22 protein-coding genes and 1 tRNA gene are annotated in these 25,575 nt (G+C 71.4%); 4 read left to right on the forward strand and 19 right to left on the reverse strand.

From position 1 onward, the window contains the following. Positions 1-56: 56 nt before the first annotated feature. Positions 57-1,202 (reverse strand): 4-hydroxyphenylpyruvate dioxygenase, encoded by a 1,146-nt coding sequence (gene hppD, locus ACWC1K_RS30620; protein ID WP_450836162.1) that lies wholly within the window; start codon positions 1,200-1,202, stop codon positions 57-59. A 128-nt stretch (positions 1,203-1,330) separates the two neighbouring features. Between hppD and ACWC1K_RS30625 the strand changes: the two genes are divergently transcribed. Continuing rightward, a complete protein-coding gene (locus ACWC1K_RS30625) occupies positions 1,331-1,810 on the forward strand; it encodes an Lrp/AsnC family transcriptional regulator (protein WP_351476065.1) in 480 nt (159 codons plus the stop codon). Between the two features lie 337 nt (positions 1,811-2,147). On the opposite strand, the gene ACWC1K_RS30630 is transcribed toward ACWC1K_RS30625, so the two are convergent. The 3 genes from ACWC1K_RS30630 to ACWC1K_RS30640 are packed head-to-tail and all read right to left on the reverse strand — an operon-like array spanning position 2,148 to position 4,858. Next, positions 2,148-2,939, reverse strand: a complete 792-nt coding sequence (locus ACWC1K_RS30630; protein WP_450836164.1) for a YlbL family protein — start codon at positions 2,937-2,939, stop codon at positions 2,148-2,150. A 9-nt stretch (positions 2,940-2,948) separates the two neighbouring features. Continuing rightward, entirely contained in the window at positions 2,949-4,091 is a 1,143-nt protein-coding gene (menC, locus tag ACWC1K_RS30635) for an o-succinylbenzoate synthase (protein WP_450836166.1), read from the reverse strand. Continuing rightward, positions 4,088-4,858 (reverse strand): chorismate synthase, encoded by a 771-nt coding sequence (locus ACWC1K_RS30640; protein ID WP_450836168.1) that lies wholly within the window; start codon positions 4,856-4,858, stop codon positions 4,088-4,090. The genes menC and ACWC1K_RS30640 overlap by 4 nt, the downstream gene beginning before the upstream one ends. A 115-nt stretch (positions 4,859-4,973) precedes the next feature. Here ACWC1K_RS30640 and ACWC1K_RS30645 point away from each other — a divergent pair, with 115 nt between their 5' ends. Beyond that, positions 4,974-6,509: a PucR family transcriptional regulator gene (locus ACWC1K_RS30645; protein WP_450836170.1), complete on the forward strand. Its 1,536-nt coding sequence runs from the start codon at positions 4,974-4,976 to the stop codon at positions 6,507-6,509. Here the strand turns inward: ACWC1K_RS30645 and dapE are convergent. The 5 genes from dapE to ACWC1K_RS30670 all read right to left on the reverse strand — a co-directional run bounded on the left by dapE (position 6,473) and on the right by ACWC1K_RS30670 (position 11,157). Further along, the gene (gene dapE, locus ACWC1K_RS30650) at positions 6,473-7,597 is read right to left on the reverse strand and encodes a succinyl-diaminopimelate desuccinylase (RefSeq protein WP_450836171.1); all 1,125 of its coding nucleotides are present in this window, start codon (positions 7,595-7,597) and stop codon (positions 6,473-6,475) included. The genes ACWC1K_RS30645 and dapE overlap by 37 nt on opposite strands. Before the next feature lie 125 nt (positions 7,598-7,722). Then, entirely contained in the window at positions 7,723-8,364 is a 642-nt protein-coding gene (locus tag ACWC1K_RS30655; protein ID WP_344402896.1) for an IclR family transcriptional regulator, read from the reverse strand. Positions 8,365-8,663: 299 nt separating this feature from the next. Then, positions 8,664-10,469, reverse strand: a complete 1,806-nt coding sequence (locus ACWC1K_RS30660) for a DEAD/DEAH box helicase (RefSeq protein WP_450836174.1) — start codon at positions 10,467-10,469, stop codon at positions 8,664-8,666. A gap of 122 nt (positions 10,470-10,591) precedes the next feature. Further along, positions 10,592-10,960 carry a type II toxin-antitoxin system death-on-curing family toxin gene (locus ACWC1K_RS30665; RefSeq protein WP_450836176.1) on the reverse strand — a complete coding sequence of 123 codons (369 nt, stop codon included), beginning with the start codon at positions 10,958-10,960 and terminating at the stop codon, positions 10,592-10,594. Next, complete coding sequence (locus tag ACWC1K_RS30670; RefSeq protein WP_124441851.1) at positions 10,960-11,157, reverse strand: hypothetical protein; 198 nt, start codon at positions 11,155-11,157, stop codon at positions 10,960-10,962. The genes ACWC1K_RS30665 and ACWC1K_RS30670 overlap by 1 nt, the downstream gene beginning before the upstream one ends. 238 nt (positions 11,158-11,395) lie before the next feature. Between ACWC1K_RS30670 and ACWC1K_RS30675 the strand changes: the two genes are divergently transcribed. Beyond that, a tRNA-Cys gene (locus tag ACWC1K_RS30675) sits at positions 11,396-11,467 on the forward strand. Between the two features lie 93 nt (positions 11,468-11,560). Here the strand turns inward: ACWC1K_RS30675 and ACWC1K_RS30680 are convergent. The 8 genes from ACWC1K_RS30680 to ACWC1K_RS30715 form a co-directional block, all read right to left on the reverse strand. Next, positions 11,561-12,736: an SUKH-4 family immunity protein gene (locus tag ACWC1K_RS30680; RefSeq protein WP_450836177.1), complete on the reverse strand. Its 1,176-nt coding sequence runs from the start codon at positions 12,734-12,736 to the stop codon at positions 11,561-11,563. 170 nt (positions 12,737-12,906) lie between these two features. Next, the gene (locus ACWC1K_RS30685; RefSeq protein ID WP_450836179.1) at positions 12,907-13,434 is read right to left on the reverse strand and encodes an AAA family ATPase; all 528 of its coding nucleotides are present in this window, start codon (positions 13,432-13,434) and stop codon (positions 12,907-12,909) included. 25 nt (positions 13,435-13,459) lie between these two features. Then, positions 13,460-15,769 carry a xanthine dehydrogenase family protein molybdopterin-binding subunit gene (locus ACWC1K_RS30690; protein WP_450836181.1) on the reverse strand — a complete coding sequence of 770 codons (2,310 nt, stop codon included), beginning with the start codon at positions 15,767-15,769 and terminating at the stop codon, positions 13,460-13,462. Further along, the gene (locus ACWC1K_RS30695; RefSeq protein WP_450836183.1) at positions 15,766-17,505 is read right to left on the reverse strand and encodes a 2Fe-2S iron-sulfur cluster-binding protein; all 1,740 of its coding nucleotides are present in this window, start codon (positions 17,503-17,505) and stop codon (positions 15,766-15,768) included. The genes ACWC1K_RS30690 and ACWC1K_RS30695 overlap by 4 nt, the downstream gene beginning before the upstream one ends. Continuing rightward, complete coding sequence (locus tag ACWC1K_RS30700; protein WP_115907883.1) at positions 17,502-18,395, reverse strand: FAD binding domain-containing protein; 894 nt, start codon at positions 18,393-18,395, stop codon at positions 17,502-17,504. The genes ACWC1K_RS30695 and ACWC1K_RS30700 overlap by 4 nt, the downstream gene beginning before the upstream one ends. Before the next feature lie 245 nt (positions 18,396-18,640). Next, positions 18,641-20,275, reverse strand: a complete 1,635-nt coding sequence (locus ACWC1K_RS30705; protein WP_450836185.1) for a beta-N-acetylhexosaminidase — start codon at positions 20,273-20,275, stop codon at positions 18,641-18,643. 204 nt (positions 20,276-20,479) lie between these two features. Next, positions 20,480-20,761, reverse strand: coding sequence for a DUF3039 domain-containing protein (locus tag ACWC1K_RS30710; RefSeq protein WP_078912757.1), 282 nt, complete (start codon positions 20,759-20,761; stop codon positions 20,480-20,482). Between the two features lie 30 nt (positions 20,762-20,791). Next, a complete protein-coding gene (locus ACWC1K_RS30715; protein WP_099929216.1) occupies positions 20,792-21,364 on the reverse strand; it encodes a YqgE/AlgH family protein in 573 nt (190 codons plus the stop codon). A 252-nt stretch (positions 21,365-21,616) separates the two neighbouring features. Here ACWC1K_RS30715 and murA point away from each other — a divergent pair, with 252 nt between their 5' ends. Further along, positions 21,617-22,957 carry a UDP-N-acetylglucosamine 1-carboxyvinyltransferase gene (murA, locus tag ACWC1K_RS30720; protein WP_450836187.1) on the forward strand — a complete coding sequence of 447 codons (1,341 nt, stop codon included), beginning with the start codon at positions 21,617-21,619 and terminating at the stop codon, positions 22,955-22,957. Between the two features lie 355 nt (positions 22,958-23,312). On the opposite strand, the gene ACWC1K_RS30725 is transcribed toward murA, so the two are convergent. Both ACWC1K_RS30725 and ACWC1K_RS30730 read right to left on the reverse strand, forming a co-directional pair. Beyond that, positions 23,313-23,594 carry an HU family DNA-binding protein gene (locus ACWC1K_RS30725; RefSeq protein ID WP_007382399.1) on the reverse strand — a complete coding sequence of 94 codons (282 nt, stop codon included), beginning with the start codon at positions 23,592-23,594 and terminating at the stop codon, positions 23,313-23,315. A gap of 344 nt (positions 23,595-23,938) precedes the next feature. Next, positions 23,939-25,351 (reverse strand): malic enzyme-like NAD(P)-binding protein, encoded by a 1,413-nt coding sequence (locus tag ACWC1K_RS30730; protein WP_450836189.1) that lies wholly within the window; start codon positions 25,349-25,351, stop codon positions 23,939-23,941. Positions 25,352-25,575 lie beyond the last annotated feature (224 nt).

Consider the following 25,575-nt stretch of genomic DNA (forward strand, 5'->3'; position numbering starts at 1 on the left):
GTCAACCGGCGTTCTCCGGTTGCATGTTCTACGGATTCACAGGGTCCGCGCGGGCCTCAGAGGTTGCCGCGCTTCTCCTGCTCCCGCTCGATCGCCTCGAACAGGGCCTTGAAGTTGCCCTTGCCGAAGCCCATCGAGCCGTGCCGCTCGATGATCTCGAAGAAGACGGTCGGCCGGTCCTGGACCGGCTTGGTGAAGATCTGCAGCAGATAGCCGTCCTCGTCGCGGTCGGCGAGGATCTTCAGCTCGCGCAGGGTGTCGATCGGCACCCGGGTGTCGCCGACCCACTCGCCGAGGGTGTCGTAGTACGAGTCCGGGGTGTTCAGGAACTCCACGCCGGCCGCGCGCATCGTGCGGACCGTCTGCACGATGTCGTTCGTGTTGAGCGCGATGTGCTGGACGCCCGCGCCGCCGTAGAACTCCAGGTACTCGTCGATCTGGGACTTCTTCTTGGCGATGGCGGGCTCGTTGATCGGGAACTTGACCTTGAGGGTGCCGTCGGCGACGACCTTCGACATCAGCGCGCTGTACTCGGTGGCGATGTCGTCGCCCACGAACTCCTTCATGTTCGTGAAGCCCATGACCTTGTTGTAGAAGCCGACCCACTCGTTCATCCTGCCGAGCTCGACGTTGCCCACGCAGTGGTCGATGGCCTGGAAGGTGCGCCGGGCGGGCGGTTCGACCATGGGGGCGGCGGCGACGAAGCCCGGGAGGTAGGGGCCGTCGTAGCCGGAGCGGTCGACGAGGGTGTGACGGGTCTCGCCGTAGGTGGCGATCGCGGCGAGGACGACCGTGCCGTGCTCGTCCTTCAGCTCGTACGGCTCGGCGACGCTCTTCGCGCCGTGCTCGATCGCGTAGGCGTACGCGCGGCGGGCGTCCGGGACCTCGATGGAGAGGTCGACCACCCCGTCGCCGTGCTCGGCCACATGCCGGGCGAGGAAGTGGCCCCAGGTGGTGGCGGGCTTGATGACGGAGGTGAGGACGAAGCGGGCGGAGCCGTTCTCCAGGACGTAGCTCGCGGTCTCGCGGCTGCCGTTCTCCGGTCCGGAGTACGCGACCAGCTTCATGCCGAAGGCGGTGGAGTAGTAGTGCGCCGCCTGCTTGGCGTTGCCCACGGCGAAGACGACCGCGTCCATTCCCTTGACCGGGAAGGGGTCGGCCTGCCGGGCGGTGTCGGGAGTGTGGTGTGTGGTCTGCGTCATAGCGGCAGCCTCATCCCCATGCGGCAAGGTGCGCAATAGTTTCTTTTTTTGCTGGGCAATGTGTTCAGTCAGTGGCCGGGATTTCCCGGGCTTCTGTACAGGATGACCACCACACCAGGGAGGCGGCTGTGGCGATCGACCGTCTGGACGGCCGGATCATCGTGCTGCTGGCGCGGGAGCCCCGGATCGGGGTCCTTGAGATGTCCCGGCGGCTCGGGGTGGCGCGCGGGACGGTGCAGGCGCGGCTGGACCGGCTTCAGTCGAATGGCGTCATCCGCGGGTTCGGACCGCAGGTGGACCCGGCGGCTCTCGGGTACCCCGTCACCGCCTTCGCCACCCTCCAGATCCGGCAGGGCCAAGGGGCCGACGTCCGCGCGCACTTGGCGACCGTGCCCGAGGTCCTCGAACTGCACACCACCACCGGCAGCGGGGACATGCTGTGCCGGCTTGTGGCCCGCTCCAACGCCGATCTCCAGCGGGTCATCGACCTGGTTGTCGGTTTTGACGGCATTGTCCGGGCCGCCACCGCGATCGTGATGGAGAACCCCGTTCCGCTGCGGATCATCCCGCTGGTGGAACAGGCGGCCGAGGACGCCGAGAGGACCTAGCCGACAACTCCGCGCATCATCGCTTCACCTTGGCGCAACATGATGCAGTCTCGCGCGCAGACGCGTCACGGTCAGTGCGGTGACAGAGGATGCGCTGCGGGCGTCGTTCGCACGGGATGTGGCGGCGGCGCAGAACATCGTCAGCTAATAGGGCCTCGCCACTGGGAGATCTTCGAGCGCCTGTGTGTCGAGGCCGGGGCTCGCGGAAACCTCGTTCCGGATGCCTACCTCGCCGCCCTGGCCATGGAGCACGGGGCCACTCTGTACTCCGTCGACCGAGGTCTCGCCCGCTTCCCCGGCCTCCGCAGGCAGCACCCCTTGGAGGACACCGACTGAATCAGCAGCTGGGGACGGACCCCTTGCCCGACTCCAGCGCCACCAGCGAGTTCACCGCGCCCTTCAGCGTGGTCACCGGGATCAGCCGCAGGCCCTTCGGCAGCTCGGACTTGGCGTCGGAGCACTCGGCCTTCGGGACCAGGAAGACGGTCGCGCCGTCCCGGCGCGCGGCCTGCGTCTTGAGGGCCACGCCTCCCACGGCGCCGACCGTCCCGTCGCCGTCGATGGTCCCCGTACCGGCGATGGTGCGGCCGGCCGTGAGGTCGCCGCCGCTGCCGTTCCCGTCCAGCTTGTCGATGATGCCGAGGGTGAACAGGAGCCCGGCGCTGGGGCCGCCCACGTCGGCCAGCTTCAGCGTGACCTTGACCTTCTTGTCGCTGAGGTGCAGGTAGTCCAGGGCCGCCCGGGTCGCCGCGTTCTGGGACTGCTTCATCTGCGCGCTGTTGTGCTGCTCGATCTCCTTGGTGGACTGCCCGCTCGGATACACCGAGTCGTGCGGCATGACGGCCCGGTTCGTGGCGAACCAGGCACTGATCACATCGCCCAGCGAGACATGCGCGTCCGGGTTGGTCGCCTCGATCGTCGTCATCCGCAGCTGTCCGCTCGTCTGCCGGACCTTCGCCCCAGAGATGGTGATCACCGGGGTGCCCTTGTTGTCCCCGAGCACGTTCGCCGTCAGCCCGGGCTGCGCCAGCGAGAACGGCAGCGGCGCGAAGACCGCGGTGGCGATCAGCGCCACGACGGGCAGCGCGCAGACGGCGAGGGCCTGGGGACGTGTGAGGCGAGAGAGCACGGGATCAATCTAACGCGACGGCCACTTCCGGCCAGGTGCCGGTCGGCGCACGTACAGGTCTCGCTTCTCCCTGGTGAACCGCCTCAGGGCGTCCGGCAGCGGTTCGACACCGATCCCGGGAGTCGTGGGGACGGGCAGGTGGCCGTCCTTCAGGACGAACGGTTCGGTGATGTCCTCGGCGAAGTAGCGGCTGGAGGCGGAGGTGTCTCCGGGGAGGGTGAAGCCCGGGAGGGCGGCCAGGGCGAGGTTCGGGGCGCGGCCGATTCCCGTCTCCAGCATGCCGCCGCACCACACCGGCACCCCGTGCGCATGCGCCACGTCGTGGATACGGCGGGCCTCCAGATAGCCGCCCACGCGCGCGGGCTTCACATTGACGACCCGGCACGCCTCCATCGCGATCGCGGAGGCGGTGTCACGGGCGTTGTGGAGGGACTCGTCGAGGCAGACGGGCGTCTGCAGACGCCTCTGGAGCTGCGCATGGGCGTACAGGTTGTTCTCGTCCAGGGGCTCCTCGATCAGCAGCAGCCCGAAGGAGTCCAGTCGCCGCAGATGCTCGGCGTCCGCGAGGGTGTACGCCGTGTTGGCGTCGACCTGGAGGGGCAGCGTGTCCCCGAAGCGCTCGCGGACCGCCCGGACCGGCTCCACGTCCCAGCCCGGCTCGATCTTCAGCTTGATGCGGACATAGCCCTCGGCGAGGTAGCGCTCGACGTCGTCCAGCAGTTCGGGGACGGAGTCCTTGATGCCGACGGACACCCCCGCGGGGACCCGGTCGCGCACCGCGCCCAGGTAGGTGGCGAGCGGCATGCCGTACGACCGCAGCTCCGCGTCCAGGACCGCCGTCTCCAGTGCCGCCTTCGCCAGCTCATGGCCCTTGGTCTTCGCCAGGGCGGGGGCGAGCGCGGCCGCGGTGAGCCGCGCAAGGGCGGCGACGGACGGCAGCAGGAAGTCCCGCAGCACGATCTCCGCACCGGCCACGAACTCCGAGCAGTACCGCGGCTCCGGGTCGGCGGCGAACTCCGACCAGCCCTCCGCCGCGTCGGTCACGACATGGAGCAGGAAGGTGTCCTTCGTCGTCATCGTGCCGAAGGACGTACGGAACGGGGTGACCAGCGGGATCTCCACATGGACGATCTCCACGCGCTCCAGCTTCATGCCGCTGCCTCCCTCGAAAGGGTGTACCAGCCGTCACGGGACATCCCCGTTGCCCTGAACCCCTGCGCGAAGGCCTCCGTGAACACCTCACGGACGGCATACCGCCAGCGCAGGGCGAGTTCCGGGTCGGCGGCACGGAGCCGGACGATGTCGTCCGGGACCCGGCACCAGATGTGCCGGCCGGCCGGGTCCCGGCGGGCGAGCGTCGCGCCGTCGGGGGCGGTGCGGGTGCCGGGGGCGGTGTCCCGGTCGGTGGTCTCGTACGAGGGGGCCGGCGCCGCCAGCTCCCAGGTCACCGTCAGCCGGTCGCTCTCGTCGCCGTCGTTCACGCCGTCCGCCATGGGGCCGTAGAAGTCGACCAGGTACTCGGTGCCGGTGGCGCCCAGCTTGGCCAGGTTGAAGCAGGCGTTGCGGCCGACCAGCGGGTCGAAGGTCCACCGCATGGTGCCGGCGCCGAGGCCGAGGGCCCAGGCGCGCTGGGCCTGCTTGACGGCGTAGCCGAGCCCCCGGTCTGCGGCGGCGACCAGGGAGTACGCGTCCCCCTGCGGCCCGAACACCGCGACCGACGCTCCCGCGAGCCGCGTCCCGTCGTACGCGGCGTGCACGGCGCCGCCCGCGTGGACGAGGCTGTGCAGCACCTCGGCCGGGTAGGGCGGGGCACTGCGCGGGGTCTGCCAGACCTCGCTGAAGTAGTCGGCGACGGCGGCGAGACCGGCGACGTCGTGGACGGTGCGGATGCTCACTCGGGGCGGGCTGTCGAGGGTCATGAGTCGAGTTTCGAGCCCGGCCGACCGCTCCGGGTTGTACATCCGCACAACCGCTGCGTACGTTCATTTCGGAATCGGCCAACCGGTCGCCGTACGGCCGCACCCGAGGAGCCCCATGGACCCCTGCACCCTCGGCGAGCTGCTGGACGTCATCGGCGGGCCCTCGCTGCGCCTGCACACGGCCCCGGCCGGACTCGCCGCCCCGGTCACCGAGGCGCTGCTGTACGACGCCCATGCCCCGATGGCGCATGCGCCGGGCGCGCTGCTGCTGGCCGTGGGCGTGCGGGCGGCGGCCGCGGGTCCCCTCGTCCGGGTGGCCGCGGAGGCCGGGATGACCGGGCTCGTCGTACGCGGCCCGGACGGGCCGGTCGGCGAGGCGGAGACGCACGGCCTCGCGCTGCTGTCGGTCGACGAGGACGCGGCCTGGCACCACGTCCACCTGCTGCTGTCCTCGGCGATCGCGGCCCGGCCCGCACCCTCGGTGAACGGCCTCGGGGACCTGTTCGCGCTCGCGGACGCGGTCGCCGCGGCGACCGGCGGTGCCACGGCCGTGGAGGACCCGCGCCAGCGGATCCTCGCCTACTCCACGGTCCCGGGCCAGCCGGTCGACGAGGACCGGCGGCAGAGCATCCTCGGCCTCCAGGTGCCGGCCAGCACGCCCAACACCGAGCAGTACCGGGAGCTGTTCGCCGCCCGGGGGCCGGTACGGATGCCCGCGCTCCGGGACGGCGACCTGCCGCGCCTCGCGGTCGCCGTCCGCGCGGGCGGCGAGACGCTCGGCTCGGTCTGGGTGGTCGACGACGGCACGCTCGCCCCCGACGCCGAGGAGACCCTGACGCAGGGCGCGTCCACGGCGGCACTGCTCCTGCTGCGGGCCCGGGCGGCGCAGGAGCTGGCCCGCCACCAGAACAGCGACCTGCTGCGCCGGCTGCTCGACGGCACCGCGGACCCGGCAACCGCCTTCGACCGCCTGGGGCTTGAGGGCGCGGTCCGGGTGGCCGCCTTCGTACTGGACGCCGGGAGCCTCCCGGACGCCGAGCAGACCGCCCTGCGCCTGCTGGACGTCGTACGACTGCAGTGCGAGGCGCGTTACGGGCGGCACGCGTGCGTGCTGGTCGACGGGGTGGTGTACGCGGTCCTCCCCGGGCCGGGCGCGCGGCACAAGAAGCTGGCCGAGGACATCGTGGCGCGGGCCGGGCAGGCGCTGCGGGTGCCCGTGCGGGCGGCGCTGGGCGAGGTGGTGGCGGGCCCGGCGGAGGTCGTGGGGTCACGGGAGGACGCCGAGCTGGTGCTGCGGGTGCTCGGAGCCGACCTGCCGGTGGCGACGGTGGACGAGGTGCGCCCGCGGGTGACGCTGCTGCGGCTCGCGGAAGTGCTGGGCGAGCGGCGGGAGCTGAGCGCGGGGGCGTGGCGGCGGGTGCTGGCGTACGACGAGCGGCACGGCACCGACTATGCGCGCACCATGGTCAGCTGGTTCGACGCGGGCTGTGACATGGCGGGCGCGGCGAAGCTGCTCGCCGTGCATCCGAACACCTGTCGCTACCGTCTGAAGCAGGCACAGCAGCACGTCGGGATCGACCTCGACGACCCCGACGAACGGCTGGTGCTGTGGCTTCAGCTGCGGACGCTGGCGGGGCTCAAAGGTGCCTGAAGGAGCCACTTCCTGAGGCGTTCCTCGCAGGTGCGCAGGTGCTCGACCGGTACGTACTCCCCCGCCGTGTGCGCGAGCGTCGGATCTCCGGGGCCGTAGTTGAGGGCGGGTGTGCCGAGCGCGGCGAAGCGGGCCACGTCCGTCCAGCCCAGTTTGGGGCGGGGCGGGGCTCCGAGAGCGGACACGAGGCCGGCGAGGCGGTCCAGCCCCGGGAGGGCGCCCGGTACCACTTCGGTGACGCGGACCTCGTACCCGGGGAAGAGCCCGCGCAGGCGAGCCTCCGCCTCCTGTGGTGAACGATTGGGCGCGAAGCGGGAGTTGACCGTGATCACGCACTCGTCCGGTACGACGTTCCCGGCGACCCCGGCACGTACCGCGACCGCGCTGAGGCCCTCCCGGTACTCCAGCCCGTCGATCACGACACGCTCGGCTACGTGGTCGTGGAGCCGCTGGAGGACGGGGGCGGCGAGGTGCGCGGCGTTGGCACCCATCCAGGCGCGGGCGGTGTGGGCGCGTGCCCCGCGCACCACGATGTCGGCGGTGAGGACGCCCTGGCAGCCGGCCTCGACGCCCGCGTCGGAGGGTTCCATGAGGATCGCCAGGTCCGCTCGCAGGAGTTCGGGCCGCTCGGCGGCGATCCGGTGCAGCCCGTTGCGCTCGCCCTCGACCTCCTCGCACTCGTAGAAGACGTAGGTGAGGTCAAGGGCGGGGGCCGGGACGGTGGCCGCGAGGCGGAGGGCGACGGCGACGCCGCCCTTCATGTCGCAGGCGCCGAGGCCGTGGACGCGGTCGTCGTGGAGCCGGGAGGGCAGGTTCCCCGCGGCCGGGACCGTGTCCAGATGCCCGGCGAGGACGGCCCGTCGAGGGCGGCCGAGGCCGGTACGCGCCACGACCGAGTTGCCGATCCGCTCGACGGTGAGATGGGCGAGGGCCCGCAGGGCGGCCTCGACGGCGTCCGCGATCCGGCCCTCCTGTCCGCTCTCGGAGGGGAGGTCGACCAGGGCGCGGGTGAGCGCGACGACATCGGAGGTGAGGTCGAGCGGGCCCGTCTGCTGCCCGGCCTCGGCCCGAATGCTGACTGCGTCCACTGGTCGCCCTCTCCGCTGTTCCACTGCCTGGCCCCTGATGATGCGGGCGGACGGGCGGACAGCGGTGAGAGGATCGGCCAGAGGTTGCGGGAGCCGTTTGGCGCATCGGCCAACCCGGTGGCCGCTCAGCGCAGGGCTTCGGCCACCTCCCGGGCCGCATCGACCACCCGCGGCCCGACCCGCTCCGGCACCGCGTCGGCCAGCATCACCACACCGACGCTGCCCTCGACCCCGGTGACCCCGAGAAGCGGCGCCGCGGCCCCACTGGCCCCCGCCTCCAACTCCCCATGCGTCAGCGTGTACCCGCACTCCCCCGCCGGCTTGGCCCGCGCGGCAAGGATCGCCTTGCCCGCGGCGCCCCGGTCCAAGGGGTGCCTGAACCCGGCCCGATACGCCACGTGATAGTCCGTCCACGTCGGCTCGACGACCGCCACGGCCAGCGCGTCCGCCCCGTCCACCAGCGTCAGATGAGCCGTCGCGCCTATGTCCTCGGCCAGCGACCGGAGCGCCGGCAACGCGGCCTCCCGCACCAGGGGATGCACCTGCCGGCCGAGCCTGAGCACCCCGAGCCCGACTCGGGCGCGGCCGCCCAAGTCACGCCGTACGAGCGCATGTTGTTCCAGCGTGGCGAGCAACCGGTACACCACGGTCCGGTTCACGCCCAGTTTGTTGGACAGCTCGGTGACGGTCAGCCCGTGGTCCGTATCGGCCAGCAGCTTGAGGACTCGCAGTCCCCGGTCGAGCGTCTGAGAAGTTTCCGCGGTCACGACGCCCACTCCTCCAAGTGGTGAGGTCGGCGACCTCCGCGCGGCGGTGCGTCACCGAGTCCCGTCGTTGACGCGCAACAGAGGCCGCCGATCGGCCGGCGGCCCGGCCGCTGCCGGGCCGCGTCGCTTCACGGCTGCGCTCCGCGGCGGCGCTGCCACGGGGCGTGTGCGTAGCGGGACAGTAGCGAAGCGGGTTCGCTGAGCGGAAGCCTCCGTCCAGAATCCGGGCACATACGGGGAGGGAGTACCTCCGTATGTCCCGATACGTACAGCGCGACCGGTACGGCACGCGGCGGCCGTCACCGCATACGCGTGGCCCACTCCTGCACCTTGGCGATCCGCTGGCGCAGTTGCCCTGCCGTGGCCTCGGCGCTCGGCGGGCCGCCGCAGGTGCGGCGCAGCTCGGTGTGGATGACGCCGTGGGGCTTGCCGCTCTGGTGGACGTAGGCGCTGACCATGGTGTTGAGCTGCTTGCGCAGCTCCATCATCTCCTTGTGCGAGACGACCGGGCGCCGCTCGGCGGGCAGCTCCAGCAGGTCCGCCTCGGCGTCCGGCTTCTTGCGGCTGTGCGCGATCTGCCGCGCCTGCCGCTTCTGGAGCAGGAGCTGCACCTGATCGGGTTCGAGGAGCCCCGGAATGCCGAGGTAGTCCTGCTCCTCCTCGCTTCCCGGGTGGGCCTGCATGCCGAACTCGGCGCCGTCGTAGAGCACCCGGTCGAAGACGGCGTCGGACTCCAGCGCCTCGAAGGAGAACTCCTCCTGCTCACCGGTGTCCTCGTCCTGCTCCTTGTTCGCCTCCTCCATCTCCTTCTCGGATTCGGCGTACGGGTCCTCCTCGCCCTCCTTCTTCGGCTTGTCGAGGGCGTGGTCGCGCTCGACCTCCATCTCGTTGGCGAAGGTGAGGAGGTCGGGGACGGTGGGGAGGAAGACGGACGCCGTCTCGCCGCGCCGCCGGGAACGCACGAAGCGGCCGACGGCCTGGGCGAAGAAGAGGGGGGTGGAGATGGTGGTGGCGTACACGCCGACCGCGAGGCGTGGCACGTCGACGCCTTCCGACACCATCCTGACGGCGACCATCCAGCGGTCGTTGCCCTCGCTGAACTCGTCGATCCGCTTCGAGGCGCCGGCGTCGTCGGAGAGGACGAGGGTCGCCTTGTTGCCCGTGATCTCGCGGATCAGCTTGGCGTAGGCCCGGGCGGAGTCCTGGTCGGAGGCGATGACGAGGGCGCCGGCGTCCGGAATGGCCTTCCTGACCTCGGTCAGGCGCTGGTCGGCGGCGCGCAGCACGCTGGGCATCCACTCGCCGCGCGGATCGAGGGCGGTGCGCCAGGCCTGGCTGATCGCGTCCTTGGTCATGGGCTCGCCGAGCCGGGCGGCGATCTCGTCACCGGCCTTCGTACGCCAGCGCATGTTGCCGCTGTAGGAGAGGAAGATGACGGGCCGCACGACGTGGTCGGCGAGCGCGTTCCCGTAGCCGTAGGTGTAGTCGGCGGCGGACCGCCGGATCCCGTCGTTCCCCTCCTCGTACGTGACGAAGGGGATGGGGTTGGTGTCGGAGCGGAACGGCGTACCGGTGAGCGCGAGCCGCCGGGTGGCCGGCTCGAAGGCCTCAAGACAGGCCTCGCCCCAGGACTTGGAGTCACCGGCGTGATGGATCTCGTCGAGGATGACAAGGGTCTTGCGCTGCTCGACGCGGTTGCGGTGCAGCATGGGCCGCACGCCGACACCGGCGTACGTGACGGCCACGCCCTGGTAGTCCTTGCCGAGCGGGCCCGCGCTGTACTCGGGGTCCAGCTTGATGCCTATGCGCGCCGCCGCTTCGGCCCACTGCTTCTTCAGATGCTCGGTCGGCGCGACCACGGTCACCTGCTGCACGACGTGATGGTGCAGCAGCCAGGAGGCGAGCGTCAGCGCGAAGGTCGTCTTGCCGGCGCCGGGGGTGGCCACGGCGAGGAAGTCGCGGGGCTGCTCCTGGACATACTTCTCCATCGCCCCCTGCTGCCAGGCACGCAGCTTGCTGGCGGTGCCCCAGGGGGCACGGCCGGGGAAGGCGGGAGAGAGGTGGTGGGAGTGCGAGGCAGAGCTGGCTGCGGCGGTGGTAGTCACGGTCTCCGTGGAGTGGTCGGGCGGCTCGGCTGGGTATGACAACCGGGCCACCCTACCGGCGCCTCGGTTGGGGCAGCGCGCGGACGGGGCCACGTCGCCGACGGGTGGGACCGAGGTCACAGTCAGCGTGCGAAGCGGGGCAGCTGGGCCGCGATCTTGGGGACGTCCAGGGCGCCTTGGCAGACATCCAGCACGAACCGCTCCGCTTCGTCCACGTCGAAGTCGGCGTCCAACGGGTGCCCGTTCATATGGAGGAAGACCCAGGTCGCGTACCAAGCGATCCGCTTGTTGCCGTCCACGAGGGCATGGTTGCGGGCAAGGGACTCCATCAGCGCGGCAGCCTTCTGCCACACGTCCGGATAGGCGTCCTGCCCGAAGACACTCGACTGCGGACGCGCCAGGGCCGAGTCCAGCAGCCCGTAGTCACGCACCTCGTCCGCCCCGAGCCGCTGCGCGAGGCTCAGCAGCTCGGGCAGGGTGAGGTAGTGCATCAGGCGAGCCTCCGGTTCAGCTCGGCGCTCGCCTTCAGGACGTGCTCAGCGGCCTCGTTGAACAGCCGGGAGTGCTCGTTTATGGCCGCGATCACCGCGTCGTGCGCAAAGGCCTGCATGCTGCGCCCCTCGGCCGCCGCACGCTCACGCAGGGCGTCGAGCTCTTCGTCCGTAAACCGCAGGTTCAATCCAGCCATGCTTCGACGGTACTACGTGGTACCACTCGGTGTCACCCGACATCCGTCGGCGGTCGCCCTCAGCCCCCGCCACAGACAGAACCTGGTTGGTCGGGCCCCGCATGCTGGTCGGCTCCTTTCATGAACGCCGTATGGCAGTCCCGTTGCAGCCCCCGTGTTTCCCTTGAGCCCCCTCCCGGCCCCGCCGTACGGTCGTTTCACCGAGTTCGGAACGGAGCCAGGCGCTCCGCATCGACCCGGCCGTGTGCCCGAGTGGCTTAGGGACTCGCCTGCAAAGCGAGGTACGTGGGTTCAATTCCCGCCACGGCCTCTGGCTGCCTGACCAGGCAACGAAGGGCGGCATCCGCTGAGGGTGCCGCCCTCGGCGTGTTCCGGCCGCCTGTCCCGGACTCCCCTTCGCGGGTCACAGGACCCCGCCCGCCTCGTCCTGGAACGCCTCCGTCCAGTAGTGCCGGGCCGGCTCGGTTGTCAGAGCGGTCGGGTCGATGGTCGACAGGGTGTGGATCATCGTCGTGGCCAGCTGGTCGTAGGCGTCGGTCGTCAGCTCGCCCGCCAGGTCCTTGTCGATGGCCCTCTCGCGGTGCAGGAGCCAGAGGGTGAAGGCCAGGGTGGAGACGTCCGTGTTCAGCGGATACAGGGTGGCCTCGGGCTCGCTCCAGTTGAGGACCGCGCCCGTTTCGCCGTCGACCACCAGGCTGTTGTCCTCGATGAGGTTGCCCAGCCGTATCAAGTGGGAAGCCCGGTGCGGGAGTCGGGCGGGGTCGAAGCCGTCCGGGCCCTGGTAGGCGTAGTGCTCGGCCAGGGTCGGCAGAGGGACGTCCGTGTCGAGGTGGAAGAGCACGCCGTCCTCCGGCAGGCCCGTGTCGCGCAGGAAGCGGCGGGTCGGCTCGTGCGTGAGGGTCGAGGGGAAGTCGACGTCCTCGAAGCGCCACACCTTGCCGTGGCCGAACTCCCCGTCCAGGAGGCGGGGCGGGAGGTCGAGAGCAAGCCCGGAGGCCGTTCCAGGACCCGCCACCAGGGACAGGGGGCGGATCAGGGCCGCCATTTTCCAGAAGGGCGGCACCTCGCCGTCCGTGCCCTCCTCGAACACCGCCAGCAGGTGGCGTGACGCCTCCGCCGCCGCCTTCGGTCCGAAACGGCCGGCGTAGGACGCGAACTGGCCGCGCAGCCCCGCCAGTTCGTCCGCTGCCGCCGCGAACCGCACCAGTGTGCCGAGCGAGGGCGCCAGCGGGCGGCTGTCCATCAGGTCGGGGCGGTCGTGGAGGAAGTACGTCGTCGCGATCTCCCCCGTCGCGCCGTCCAGCAGCACCGACTCCGTCTCCAGGCCCCGGGGGTCGAGCAGCGCCCCGATGACCAGCTGGTCCCGCAGCTCCGCCGCCAGGCGGCCGTCGGGGTCGCCGGTGGAGTCCCCGACCGTCCGCAGGCCCTCCCGGCACAGCTCCTCGAAGGTGAACAGGCCGCTGTCGCCCGGCAGTCCGGGCCCCGTCAGCCAGCGGCGCGTCGCCCCGTGCGTGACGTACGGATCGAGTTGGTCCTCGGTCAGCGTGATCACCGCCGTGGCGGCACCGGTCGTGCTCATTGCATCCCCCGCATGTGCTTCGTCACATGTGCCTCGGCGCATGTGTCTGCTCACAGTCCCCGTGCGGGGCGCGGCCGGGCATGCGTCGTTGCGCCGTACGACTTCGGCAGTCGTCCCCACTGCTCGGAACACTACGCCCCGCCACTGACAACGCCCGGACCACAGGACGCTCAGCGCACCCTCGCCCGTTCCCGCCCCGCGAGGATCGCGTCCACCGTCTCCCCCACCGTCAGCTCCGAGCTGTCCAGCCACAGCCCCAGCCGTGGGGTGTCCGCGCGCAGCGCCCCGTCCAGGGCCTCGACCGTCCACGCGCCGTAACCCCTCTTCGCCCGGCCGGCCTCCCTCGCGGCCACGGCCTCGGGACTCGGAGCCAGTACGACGACGTACAGGGGCCGCGTGCGCACCAAGTCGACGTACGACGTCAGTTCCTGGCCCAGCACCACGTCCTGGACCACCGCCGTGAACCCGGCCTCCGCATACGTGTCCGCGGTCGCCGCCGACAGCCGGTACCGCAGCCGCAGCTGGGCCTCACTCTCGCCGTCGGCCCCGGGGACGTACTCCTCGCGCCCGGACACGATCATGCGCCGGAAGACATCACCACGCACATGTGCCGCCCGCGGCAGTCTCTCCGCCAGCGCCTGCGCCACCGTCGACTTGCCCGACGCCATCACGCCAGTGATGACGACAACGCCCCTCACGCGAAGTACACGCCACCCAGCACGGTCACCGGTCGGTCACCACGGCGGCCTGTGGTCTTATCGGCAGCCGGTTCACGGGGCGGCCCGTGGCGGCCCGTACGGCGGAGGCGATGGCCGCCGGGGACGTCACCACCGGGACCGCGCTGACCGCCTTCGCGCCGAAGGGGGCGACCACGTCGCGTTCCTCGACCAGCTTGACGATCCGGATGTCGGGTGCGTCCAGGGCGGTCGGCAGTGCGTAACCGGTCAGGTCCGGGTGGCGGATCAACCCGCGCGCGGTGCGCAGGTTCTCCGTCAGCGCGATGCCGACCCCCTGCGTCACGCCCGCCTCGATACGGGCGGCCAGCTGGGCCGGGTTGAGGACCCGGCCGACGTCCTGGGCGAGCGCCAGCTCCACGACCCGTACCGAACCGAGCTCGATGTCGACGTCGACGACCGCGCGGATCGCACAGAACGCCATGCCGACGAAGGCATCGCCCTGGCCGGCCTCGTTCAGCGGCTCCGTCGGGTGGGGTCTGCACTGGGCCGTGGCCCACAGTTCCTTGCCGTCCATCGCCTCGGTGACGGTGGTCGACAGGACACCGTCGTACGAGGTGATCTTGCCGTCGGTGATCTGGAGCAGCTCGGTCGACATGCCGAACTTGTGCGCCAGGGGCTGCAGGAGCTGCGTGCGGACCATCTTGGCCGCGCGCTCCACCGCACCGCCGGACACCCAGGTGTGGCGGCCGCGGCAGCCCGCGCCGGCCGGCGGCTGGTCCGTGTCGACGGGCGCCACGTGCACCTCGTCGATGCCGAGCGTCTCCTGGACGATCTGGCGGGCCAGCGTGGTGAATCCCTGGCCGGTCTCCACGGCCGCGCAGAGCACGGTCGCCACGCCGTCCTGGACCTTCACGGTCGCGGTGGAGACCTCGTCGGCACCCTCCGCACCGAGCATGTGGACCATGCCCAGGCCGTAGCCCACGCCCCGCCGCACCGCGCCCGGTTCGCCCGCGCCCTCGGGGCCGCCGGGCAGCAGCCACTCGTCCTCGGGGGTGTCCTTGGGCAGCGCGGGGAGCGGGAAGTCACGGACGGCCTGCAGCAGCTCCGCCACCGGGGCCGGGCAGGTCACCGTCTGGCCCGTCGGGAGTACGTCCCCGGTGGCCATCACATTGCGCAGGCGCAGTTCCGCCGGGTCCATGCCCAGCTTCTTCGCCAGCTTGTCCATCTGGGCCTCGTACGCGGCGCACACCTGCATCGCGCCCTCGCCGCGCACATGGCCGGAGGGCGGGTTGTTGGTGCGTACGGCCCAGCCCTCGATGAAGGCGTTCGGGACGACATAGGGGCCGCAGGCGAAGCCGACGGCGGCCGCGAGGGCCTCGGAGGACGTGTCGGCGTACGCGCCCGCGTCGAGGAGGATCTGCGCCTCGACCTTCACCAGCCTGCCCTCGGCGTCGGCGTGGTGGCGGTAGCGCAGGAGGGTCGGGTGCCGGTGCGTGTGCCCCAGGAAGGACTCTTCGCGCGTCGCGGTGAGTTTCACCGGGCAGCCGGTCTTCAACGCCAGCAGGCCCAGCGGGAGTTGGAAGCCCTGGTCCTCGCGGTCGGCCGTCGCGCCGGGGACCCCGGTGACGACGATCTTGACGCGTTCCGGTTCGAGGCCGTAGCAGGCGGCGGCGGTGTCGCGGTCCGCGTGCGGGTCGGTGGAAGCCAGGTACAGCTCGACGCCGCCGTCGGGGCGGGGCACGGCGAGGCCGGCCTCGGCGCCGATGGGGGCCGGGTCCTGGCGGCCGATGCGGTACTGGCCCTCGACGACGATCTCGCCGGCCGCCTCCGGGTCGCCGTGCCGCAGCGGGATGTGCCGGATCAGGTTGCCGTCGGGGTGCAGCGGCTCGGCCTCGAAGGCCTGCTCGGGGTCGGTCACCGGGTCGAGGACCTCGTACTCGACGATGACGGCCGCGGCGGCCATGCGCGCGGTGTCCGGGTGGTCGGCGGCGACGGCGGCGATGGGCTCGCCGTGGTGGCGCACCACCTCGGAGGCGAACACGGGCCGGTCGGCGCTGCGGCGGCCGTAGCGGGCGGTACCCGGCACGTCCTCGTGGGTGACGACGGCTCGTACTCCCGGCATCTCGCGCGCGTGGGACGTGTCGATGGACACAATGCGCGCGTGCGGGTGCGGGGAGCGCAGTACGGCGGCCCACAGCAGGCCCTCGGCCCACAGGTCCGCCGCGTACGGGAACGTGCCCTCGGTCTTGGCACGGGTGTCGGCGGCCGGCAGGGAGGCGCCGAGGCCGTGCGGCAGCTGCTCGGGGGCGGGTGCTGCCTCCGCGGCGGTGGTCGCGGTGGCGGCTTCGTTGCTCACGCCTGGCCTCCGTCCTGTCCGTACGCCTGGTCATGCGGTCCCGGCTGCGCGGGGAACCCGGGTGACTCGAACGCCGACGCGTTGACACCGCCGGCTCCGGGACCCGCCTGGTGAGGGATACGTGCCTCGTCGCCGTCCTGTTCGGAAGCGTCGCCCTCGGAGTGCGCCTCGCGTTCGGCGACCACCTCCTGGACGGCCTGAACGACGCCCCGGTAGCCGGAGCAGCGGCACAGGTTGCCGCACAGCGCCTGGCGGGTCTCCAGCTCGCTCGGCGCCGGGTTGCCCTCCAGCAGGTCGTGCACGGTCATCGCCATGCCCGGTACGCAGAACCCGCACTGCACGGCGCCGCACCGGGCGAGCGCGCGCTGCACGTCCGAGGGCTGCCCGTCGACGGCGAGGCCCTCGACGGTACGGACCTCGCTGCCCGCGGCGGTCACGGCGGGCACCAGGCAGGAGGCCACGAGGCGGCCGTCGACCTGGACGTTGCAGGCTCCGCACTCGCCCTGGGAGCAGCCGTCCTTGGCGCCCGCGAGACCGAGCCGCTCGCGCAGCACGTAGAGCAGCGACTCACCGATCCAGGCGTCGGACACGGGGCGCTCGACGCCGTTGACGCGCAGGACGTAGGAGGCGAGGGGGTGCTCCTCGCCTGGGGGCGGCGGGGCTTCTTCCGCGGCTTCGGTGCCGGAGCCGTCAGCCGCATCCGGTTCGACCAAAGTGTCCGAAGTGTCCGGAGAGTCGGGCGTGTTGGAGGCGGCGGGTTCGGCCGGCGTCGCCGTGGACGGTCGGGCGCCGCCCGGCCCGGCATCCGCCGCGGGCTCCGTGAGCGGCTCCACGGCCCCCTCACGCGCCCCTGCGGCCTCCCGGGCACTCTCCGCCGCCCCGTCGGCCCCACCGGACCCGTGCGGGGGCTGTGAGGCGGTCACGGCGGGTCCGGCGGACGTCTCCGCATAGGCGTCGGCGGGTGCGGCCCCGTACTCCTCGGCCTGGGACCGGGACTGCTCGGGAGCGTGCGCCCGCGCGTTCTCGGGCTGGTGCGCGGCCGGGTCCGGCTCCACGCGCGCGTGGCCGGTACCGGCGTGCTCGGCGGGCCGGCCGTCGGTGTGGGCCGGGGGCTGCTCGTACGCGTGCCCGGAGCCGTCCTCGGGCGCCGTCGGTTCCTCGGTCTGCGGCTGCCCCCAGGGCTGACCGGCCGCTTCCGTCGCCCAGGGGGCGGGGGCGCCGCCCGGGAGCGTGGCCGGCGGTGTGCCGCCCCACTGCTGGACCAGGGACGACGTGGTGAACTCACCCGATTCGTCCGGGAGCTCGCCGCCGGCCACGGGGATCGACCACTGCCCGGTCACGTCGTGACCCGGCGCGGGGGCGGACTCCCGGTTCGCCGTCTCGTCGAAGTTCCACTGCTGGGTGGCCGCGGGGTTGTACGCGAACCGGTCGCCCGTGGTGTCCTGCGGCACGGCGTTGGGGTCGGGCCACCGGGCACCGTCGGCGGGCACGGCCCAGGTGCCGGTCGCCGCCGGGTCGGTCCCCGCGCCCGCGCCGGGATCGGCCGTTATCGGCGGCGGCACATAGCCGTGGCCGGGCGCCGCGAGGGGACTGTCGGCGGAGGCCAGGAGGGCGTCGATGCCCCCTTCGGGGAGTTTCACGAAGGCGGTGGCGCCGTCGTCGTAGTCCCCCTGGGGCAACGGGTCCCAGCGGCCGCCGCCGTGGGGCGTGCCTTCTCCGTGCTGGTCGTCGGTCACGACAGCGCCCTCCCCAGTGCTCGTCGGGCCAGCGCGGCGACGGTGCGCCGCAGGTGCAGTACGGCGGGCGGAAGCTGTTGGACGGTGCCGTCCGGTTCGGGAACGGGGTCGGGGATGCAGGCCGCCGCGACGTACTCGCCGAAGGCGGTCAGCGCCTCCGGGACGATCGTCCGCCCGTTGTCCCAGTCGATGAGCCGGGCGACCCACTGCTCGGCGTCCAGGGGCCTGAGCGGCATCGGCGCTATGGCACCGACGGCGCACCTGACTCCGCGCCGGGCGGGGTCGAGGACCAGCGCGACGGACGCGACCGCGCGTCCGGGGCCGGTCCGGCCTGTCGCCTTCAGGAAGACCTGGGGCGCGTGCAGCAGCGGCACGCGCACGTACCCGATGAGTTCGCCGGCGCGCAGCATGTCGACCGCGGCCAGCAGGTGCGACACCGGGATCTCCCGGCGGGCTCCGCCCGGGCCCGCGATGATCAGTGTCGCCTCCAGGGCGGCCAGCACCGGCAGCGCGTCCCCGGTGGGGGACGCGGTGGCGATGTTGCCGCCCAGGGTGCCCGCGTTGCGGATCTGCGGCGGGCCCGCCGCGCGCGCGGCGGCGGCGAGCGCCGGGATCAGGGCCGCGAAGTCCGGGCGCCCCATGCGCGCGTGCGTGAGCCCGGCGCCGAGCAGAGCGTGTCCGTCCTGGTACTGCCAGCCGCGGATCTCGCTGATCCTGCCGAGACCGACCAGTGCGGCGGGCCTGAGCTGCCCGGAGTTGACGGCTGCCATGAGGTCGGTGCCGCCGGCCACCGGGACGGCGGCGGGCACGGCGGTGAGTGCCGCCACGGCCTCGTCCAGCGTCGTGGGCAGCGTGACGGCCTGCGCCGCCTGCGGTGCGTGCGTGGTCAAAACCGGCTGCCCCTTCCCGCTGCCCCACCTGGTCCCACCTGTGCTGCCGTACGGTACGTGCTGACAGGGCGGACGTGGCAACTCTGGCACATCTTCGCAAGCCCCGAAGACGGGGGTCCGCTAGGAGGCATTCGCCCACTTCACCAGGGAGATGGTCCGTTTTCGCACGGCATCACCGGTGCGCACGAATTGCCACTCTTCGGTGATGCTTACGACGTTTTTGCCTTACCTGTTCGGGAGCTCACTTACCTGTTCGGAGGCGCCCCGTCCAGCGGCCGCCCGAGCACGCCGGGACGTTTCTGCCAGGGCAGTGGCCCGGTCGGCGGCCGGTAGCCCACTCCCAGGGCGTCAAGACGCCGGTAGTGGACGGCCATCCGCCGTTCGAAGTCGGCGAAGTCCCGTTCCGCCGGGGCGGGAAGCGCACTCCAGGCCACCTCCGAGAAGGCCGAAAGCCGCGGGTACGTCTGGTAGTCCACCCGTGCGGGGTCCTCCATCACCTCGGTCCACACGTTGGCCTGAGTGCCGAGCACGTGCCCGGCCTGCGCGGAGGTCAACTCCGGTGGAACGGGTTCGAACCGGTAGACGTCCTCCAGGGTGCGCACATGGCCGATCGGCACCGGCTCGTCCTCGCCCGCCGCCTGGCGGTGGTCCAAGTACACGTACTGCTCGGGGCACATGACCACGTCGTGACCGGCCCGGGCCGCGGCGACCCCGCCCTCGTACCCGCGCCAGGAGGACACGGCCGCGCCCGGCGCGAGCCCGCCCTCCAGGATCTCGTCCCAGCCGATGAGCCGGCGCCCGCGCGCGGTCAGCCACGTGTCGAAGTGGCCGATGAACCACGCCTGCAACTCGTCCTCGTCCGCGAGCCCGAGTTCCTTGATGCGGGCCTGCGCGCTCGGGGACCGCCGCCACTGGTCCTTGAGGCATTCGTCACCGCCGACATGGATGAACTCCGACGGGAACAGAGCGAGGAGTTCCTCGAACACCCCCTCGTAGAAACGCAAAGTGTTGTCAGTGGGGGCGAGTACGTTGGCGGAGATACCCCAGTTGTCCCAGACGGAGAGGGTGGTTGTGTCGATGACGTCGGTGTTGCCGAGTTCCGGATATGCGGCGATGGCGGCCTGCGAGTGGCCGGGTACGTCGATTTCGGGGACGACGGTGATATGCCGCTCGGCGGCGTAGGCGACGATCTCGCGGATGTCCTCCCGGGTGTAGAAGCCACCGTGCGGCTTCTCGTCCCACAGCGGCGAGGCCCGGTGGCCGGATTTCGTGCGCGCCCGCCAGGAGCCGACCTCGGTCAGCCGGGGGTACCTCTTGATCTCGACGCGCCAGCCCTGGTCGTCCGTCAAGTGGAAGTGGAAGACGTTGAGTTTGTGCGCGGCCATCAGGTCGAGGTGGCGCAGAACGCCTTCCTTGGGCATGAAGTGCCGGGCGACGTCGAGCATGAGACCGCGCCATCGGAAACGGGGGCAGTCCTCGATCGTGAGGTGCGGCACGGCCCAGCTGCGGTCACGGCCGAGCGGCGCCCTGCGGTACGCGTCGGGGCCGAGGAGCTGCCGCAGCGTCTGGGCGCCCCAGAAGACACCGGCCGCGCTGCCGCCCTCGATGAGGACGCCGTTCTTGTCGCTGACGAGGCGGTACTCCTCGGGACCGAGCTCCGGGCCGAGCCGGAGCGCGATGCCGTCGCCGTGTGTGTCGTCGAGGTCGCGCCCCTCCGGCAGGGGCAGCCCGGTGGCCTGCCACAGGACCGTGCGCAGCCAGCGGCCGACGCCCTCGGTCGCCGTACCGGCATGGATCCGGGAGTGTTCCGTCAGCCGTACCTCGCCGGCACCGGCGACGAGGCTGCGGGGCGCGGGGATCAGTTCCGTCTCTGAAGTCACGTCGGTCCTTTGCCGCTCCGCCCGGCCCGGAGACCGGCCGTCGCTGTACGGGTCGAAGAAGCACGTCACGGTGGGGGCGGCGAACGGCTGGACGGCCGGGGCATCCGCACACGACCGAGGCCCCGAAGACGCGCCGAAACGCGCCCGGGGCCTCGCCAAGCTCAAGCCGGAGGCGGGATCACCTGCCTCGGGCCGCAGGCAGGACTACTTGTCGCCGTCCTTGCCCTTGTCGCCGCCGGCGCCCATGGACTCGTAGATCTCCTTGCACATGGGACACACGGGGTACTTCTTCGGGTCGCGGCCGGGCACCCACACCTTGCCGCACAGCGCCACGACGGGCGTCCCGTCGAGGGCGCTCGCCATGATCTTGTCCTTCTGGACGTAGTGGGCGAAGCGCTCGTGGTCGCCGTCGCCGTGGGACACCTGTGGCGTCGGCTCTACGAGGGTTCCCGTCCCAGTCCCGCGCTCGGGCTCAAGAGTGCTCATAAGTGCCAAGGGTACTGAAGGTCACACGGATCAGTTGAGCGATGGGTCGTCCGGATATGTGGCCACCATCGCCAGTTCGCTGCGCTGGCGGCGCAGCACCTCGCGCCAGAGTCTCTCCGGGGACGGCGAGGAGACGTCGCCGGGCTCGGACTCGACCACGTACCAGGCACCCTCGACCAGCTCGTCCTCCAGCTGGCCGGGGCCCCAGCCGGCGTATCCGGCGAAGATCCGCAGGGAGCCGAGGGCCGAGGCGAGCAGCTCGGGAGGTGCCTCCAGGTCGACCAGACCGATCGCGCCGTGCACTCTGCGCCAGCCCAGCGGCGCCCCGTCGACGGTCGCGCCGCCCGGGATGACGGCGACCCCGAGGGCCGAGTCCAGGGACACCGGGCCGCCCTGGAAGACGACGCCGGGTTCACCCGCGAGATCCGCCCAGCCCTCCAGGATGTCGCCGACGTCCACCGGGGTGGGACGGTTGAGGACGACACCGAGGGAGCCCTCCTCGTCGTGGTCGAGAAGGAGCACCACCGCACGGTCGAAGTTCGGGTCCGCCAGGGCGGGCGTTGCCACGAGCAACCGCCCTGTGAGCGAGGACACCTCGGTCATGGCAGACATGATCCCGCATCTTGCCTCCGCATGGGGAGGCAATGGCGGTTAGCGGGTGAATGCAGCTCAGGGAGGAATGAAGCACCCCGGGCGCACGGGAGAGCCGGTGACCCCATGTGCCCACCAGGGAACAGTTCGTGTTGTGACACAGCTATGACGTAGCTGGGCCGTCCTTGGGCTTACAGAAGGGGGGTGGGCGGCGATTACCCTTTCCCTTCTGGCCCCTGCCCCACTCATCGGAACGCGAGATACATGACCGTCAACGACGATGTCCTGCTTGTCCACGGCGGAACCCCGCTGGAGGGCGAGATCCGTGTCCGCGGTGCGAAGAACCTCGTACCGAAGGCAATGGTCGCCGCCCTGCTGGGCAGTGAACCGAGTCGACTGCGCAATGTTCCGGACATCCGGGACGTTCGTGTCGTACGCGGACTGCTGCAGCTGCACGGCGTGACGGTCCGTCCGGGTGAGGAGCCGGGCGAGCTGGTGATGGACCCCTCGCACGTCGAGAGCGCGAACGTCGCCGACATCGATGCCCACGCGGGCTCCAGCCGTATCCCGATCCTGTTCTGCGGTCCGCTGCTGCACCGCCTCGGGCACGCGTTCATCCCGGGTCTCGGCGGCTGCGACATCGGCGGCCGGCCGATCGACTTCCACTTCGAGGTGCTGCGGCAGTTCGGCGCGCGCATCGAGAAGCGGGCGGACGGACAGTACCTGGAGGCGCCGCAGCGGCTGCGCGGCACGAAGATCCGGCTGCCGTACCCGTCCGTGGGCGCGACCGAGCAGGTGCTGCTGACGGCCGTCCTCGCGGAGGGCGTCACGGAGCTCTCGAACGCGGCCGTGGAGCCGGAGATCGAGGACCTGATCTGCGTTCTGCAGAAGATGGGCGCCATCATCGCGATGGACACCGACCGCACCATCCGCGTCACGGGTGTGGACCGGCTCGGCGGCTACAACCACCGCGCGCTCCCGGACCGCCTGGAGGCCGCCTCCTGGGCGTCCGCGGCGCTGGCGACCGAGGGCAACATCTACGTCCGCGGCGCCCAGCAGCGCTCGATGATGACGTTCCTGAACACCTACCGGAAGGTGGGCGGTGCCTTCGAGATCGACGACGAGGGCATCCGTTTCTGGCACCCCGGCGGCCAGTTGAAGTCCATCGCGCTCGAAACGGACGTGCACCCGGGCTTCCAGACGGACTGGCAGCAGCCGCTCGTGGTCGCCCTCACGCAGGCCACCGGCCTCTCGATCATCCACGAGACGGTCTACGAGTCCCGCCTCGGCTTCACCTCCGCGCTGAACCAGATGGGCGCCCACATCCAGCTGTACCGCGAGTGCCTGGGCGGCTCCGACTGCCGCTTCGGCCAGCGCAACTTCCTGCACTCGGCCGTCGTCTCGGGCCCGACGAAGCTCCAGGGCGCCGACCTGGTCATCCCGGACCTCCGCGGCGGCTTCTCGTACCTCATCGCCGCGCTGGCGGCCCAGGGCACCTCCCGCGTCCACGGCATCGACCTCATCAACCGCGGCTACGAGAACTTCATGGAGAAGCTCGTGGAGCTGGGGGCGAAGGTGGAACTGCCGGGCAAAGCGCTCGGCTGACCTCAGCCTGCCGGCCGGCCCAGGGGCGACACCGCCTCCGGCTGGGGGTCCGGGGGCCCGCGGCGAAGCCGCTATGTCACACCCCCCGGACAGACACAGCATGGAGAAGCTCGTGGAGCTCGGCGTGAAGGTGGAACTGCCGGGCAGAGCGCTCGGCTGAACGGCAGTCGTACGAACGCCGATGGGGCGGTCACCCGAGTCCGGGTGACCGCCCCATTGGCGTTTGTGTTGAGCGCCCCCGAAAGGGGCGCGGGGCTGCCTCTGCATGCGGCTACCGCCGCGCGGGCGCGACCAGCCACGGACGTCCCGTCGGCCGACGGCGGTCCGCAGTTGCCCGGCGCTCGAAGCGGAGCGCTTACTTGCCCTTCGCGGCTTCCTTCAGCTTGCTGCCCGCGGAGACCTTGACGCTGTAGCCGGCCGGGATCTGGATCGGGTCGCCGGTCTGCGGGTTGCGCGCGGTGCGAGCGGCACGGTGGGTGCGCTCGAAGGTCAGGAAGCCGGGGATGGTGACCTTCTCGTCGCCCTTGGCGACGATCTCGCCGACGGTCTCGGCGAACGCGGCCAGCACGGCGTCGGCGTCCTTGCGGGTCACCTCGGCGCGGTCGGCCAGCGCGGCCACCAGCTCACTGCGGTTCATGTTGTTACTCCCGTGTTCTTCTTGCCGTTGAGGCGTGCCACGCGGCGGAGCCGCATATCGGGCACGGTGATGCCGATGCTGCCAGGGTCCTCGGAGAGGCCCCTGGCCCGGGTCCGTGGTCAGACCCCTCGCGCCCAGGGACGCATCCTGCCCCTACCTGCGGCGCGAAAGCCAATCCGGCACCCGCAGGAGTCGTGAGAACACCCTTGGGAGTCACACGAAAAGAGGGCCTGAGCCTGGCCGACACGATAAACGGCGACCAGGAGGGTCAGGTTCCACGACGCGCCGGTGCAAGGCCTTGCCGTGGCGATCCTCACAGCCTACGGAAAAGCCCTTGCCGGCCCTTACGAGGCTGCCGCGGCCTTCGCCGCTTCCCGCACCGCACCGGCCACCGCGCCCGCGACCTTGTCGTTGAAGACGCTCGGGATGATGTAGTTCGGGTTCAGCTCGTCCTCGGTCACCACGTCGGCGAGGGCCTTCGCGGCGGCGAGCATCATCTCGGTGTTGACCGTACGGGACTGGGCGTCCAGCAGACCGCGGAAGACGCCCGGGAAGACCAGCACGTTGTTGATCTGGTTCGGGAAGTCGGAGCGGCCGGTGGCCACAACGGCCGCCGTCTGACGGGCGATTGCCGGGTCGACCTCGGGGTCGGGGTTCGCGAGCGCGAACACGATGGCACCGTCGGCCATGGCGGCCACGTCGTCGCCGTCGAGGACGTTCGGGGCGGAGACGCCGATGAAGACGTCGGCGCCGCGCACGGCTTCCTTCAGCGTGCCGGTGAGGCCCTCGGGGTTGGTGTTGTCGGCGATCCAGCGCAGCGGGGAGTCGACCGCGGCCTCCCGCAGGTCCTCGCGGCCGCTGTGCACGACGCCGTGGATGTCGGCGACGACGGCGTTCTTGACGCCCGCGGCGAGCAGCAGCTTGAGGATGGCCGTACCGGCCGCGCCGGCGCCGGACATGACGACCCGGATGTTCTCAATTGCCTTGCCGGTGACGCGGAGTGCGTTCGTCAGGGCGGCGAGGACGACGATCGCGGTGCCGTGCTGGTCGTCGTGGAAGACGGGGATGTCGAGGGCCTCGCGCAGCCGCGCCTCGATCTCGAAGCAGCGGGGTGCGGAGATGTCCTCGAGGTTGATGCCGGCGAACCCGGGGGCGATCGCCTTCACGATCTCGACGATCGCGTCGGTGTCCTGGGTGTCGAGGCACAGCGGCCAGGCGTCGATGCCGGCGAACCGCTTGAAGAGGGCCGCCTTGCCCTCCATGACCGGGAGGGCGGCCTTCGGGCCGATGTTGCCGAGGCCCAGCACGGCCGAGCCGTCCGTCACGACCGCAACGGAGTTGCGCTTGATGGTGAGGCGGCGGGCGTCCTCGGGGTTCTCGGCGATCGCCATGCAGACGCGGGCCACGCCCGGCGTGTAGATCATGGAGAGGTCGTCACGGTTGCGGATGGGGTGCTTCGACGCCATCTCGATCTTGCCGCCGAGGTGCATCAGGAACGTACGGTCGGAGACCTTGCCGAGGGTGACGCCCTCGATGCCGCGCAGCTGCGTGACGATCTCGTCGGCGTGGGCCGTGGAACTCGCCGCGATGGTGACGTCGATGCGGAGTTTCTCGTGGCCGGAGGCCGTCACGTCGAGGCCGGTCACCGAGCCTCCGTGGGACTCTACGGCCGTGGTGATCTGGGAGACCGCGGTTCCGCTCGCGGGCACCTCCAACCGGACCGTAATGGAGTAGGAGACGCTGGGCGCCGTTGCCATGGCCGACTTCCTCTGCTTTCACCGTGACGCTGGGTATGCCGTCCGATGGTCGCACCTACTGCCGAGTAGGCGTTAGCCGCTCCGGATTGCGATCGTTTTGTTCACGGCAAAAGAGGCCCGCGTCACAGGGTGACGCGGGCCTCTCGCAGGTCAGTGGCACCGACCCGCCATGCTCGCCTCGCGGCAAGTGGTCGCTCGTAGCGACGAAGGTTGGGCCCGGGGGC

This window comes from Streptomyces sp. NPDC001492 (assembly GCF_053597275.1).

Excerpts from the sequence above, each read along its gene's own strand:
- hppD (WP_450836162.1), bottom strand. The coding sequence starts at position 1,202 with ATGACGCAGACCACACACCACACTCCCGACACCGCCCGGCAGGCCGAC.
- menC (WP_450836166.1), bottom strand. The coding sequence starts at position 4,091 with ATGAAGCTGGAGCGCGTGGAGATCGTCCATGTGGAGATCCCGCTGGTC.
- ACWC1K_RS30640 (WP_450836168.1), bottom strand. The coding sequence starts at position 4,858 with ATGACCCTCGACAGCCCGCCCCGAGTGAGCATCCGCACCGTCCACGAC.
- ACWC1K_RS30645 (WP_450836170.1), top strand. The coding sequence starts at position 4,974 with ATGGACCCCTGCACCCTCGGCGAGCTGCTGGACGTCATCGGCGGGCCC.
- ACWC1K_RS30665 (WP_450836176.1), bottom strand. The coding sequence starts at position 10,960 with ATGCACTACCTCACCCTGCCCGAGCTGCTGAGCCTCGCGCAGCGGCTC.
- ACWC1K_RS30670 (WP_124441851.1), bottom strand. The coding sequence starts at position 11,157 with ATGGCTGGATTGAACCTGCGGTTTACGGACGAAGAGCTCGACGCCCTG.
- ACWC1K_RS30680 (WP_450836177.1), bottom strand. The coding sequence starts at position 12,736 with ATGAGCACGACCGGTGCCGCCACGGCGGTGATCACGCTGACCGAGGAC.
- ACWC1K_RS30710 (WP_078912757.1), bottom strand. The coding sequence starts at position 20,761 with ATGAGCACTCTTGAGCCCGAGCGCGGGACTGGGACGGGAACCCTCGTA.
- ACWC1K_RS30715 (WP_099929216.1), bottom strand. The coding sequence starts at position 21,364 with ATGACCGAGGTGTCCTCGCTCACAGGGCGGTTGCTCGTGGCAACGCCC.
- murA (WP_450836187.1), top strand. The coding sequence starts at position 21,617 with ATGACCGTCAACGACGATGTCCTGCTTGTCCACGGCGGAACCCCGCTG.
- ACWC1K_RS30725 (WP_007382399.1), bottom strand. The coding sequence starts at position 23,594 with ATGAACCGCAGTGAGCTGGTGGCCGCGCTGGCCGACCGCGCCGAGGTG.
- ACWC1K_RS30730 (WP_450836189.1), bottom strand. The coding sequence starts at position 25,351 with ATGGCAACGGCGCCCAGCGTCTCCTACTCCATTACGGTCCGGTTGGAG.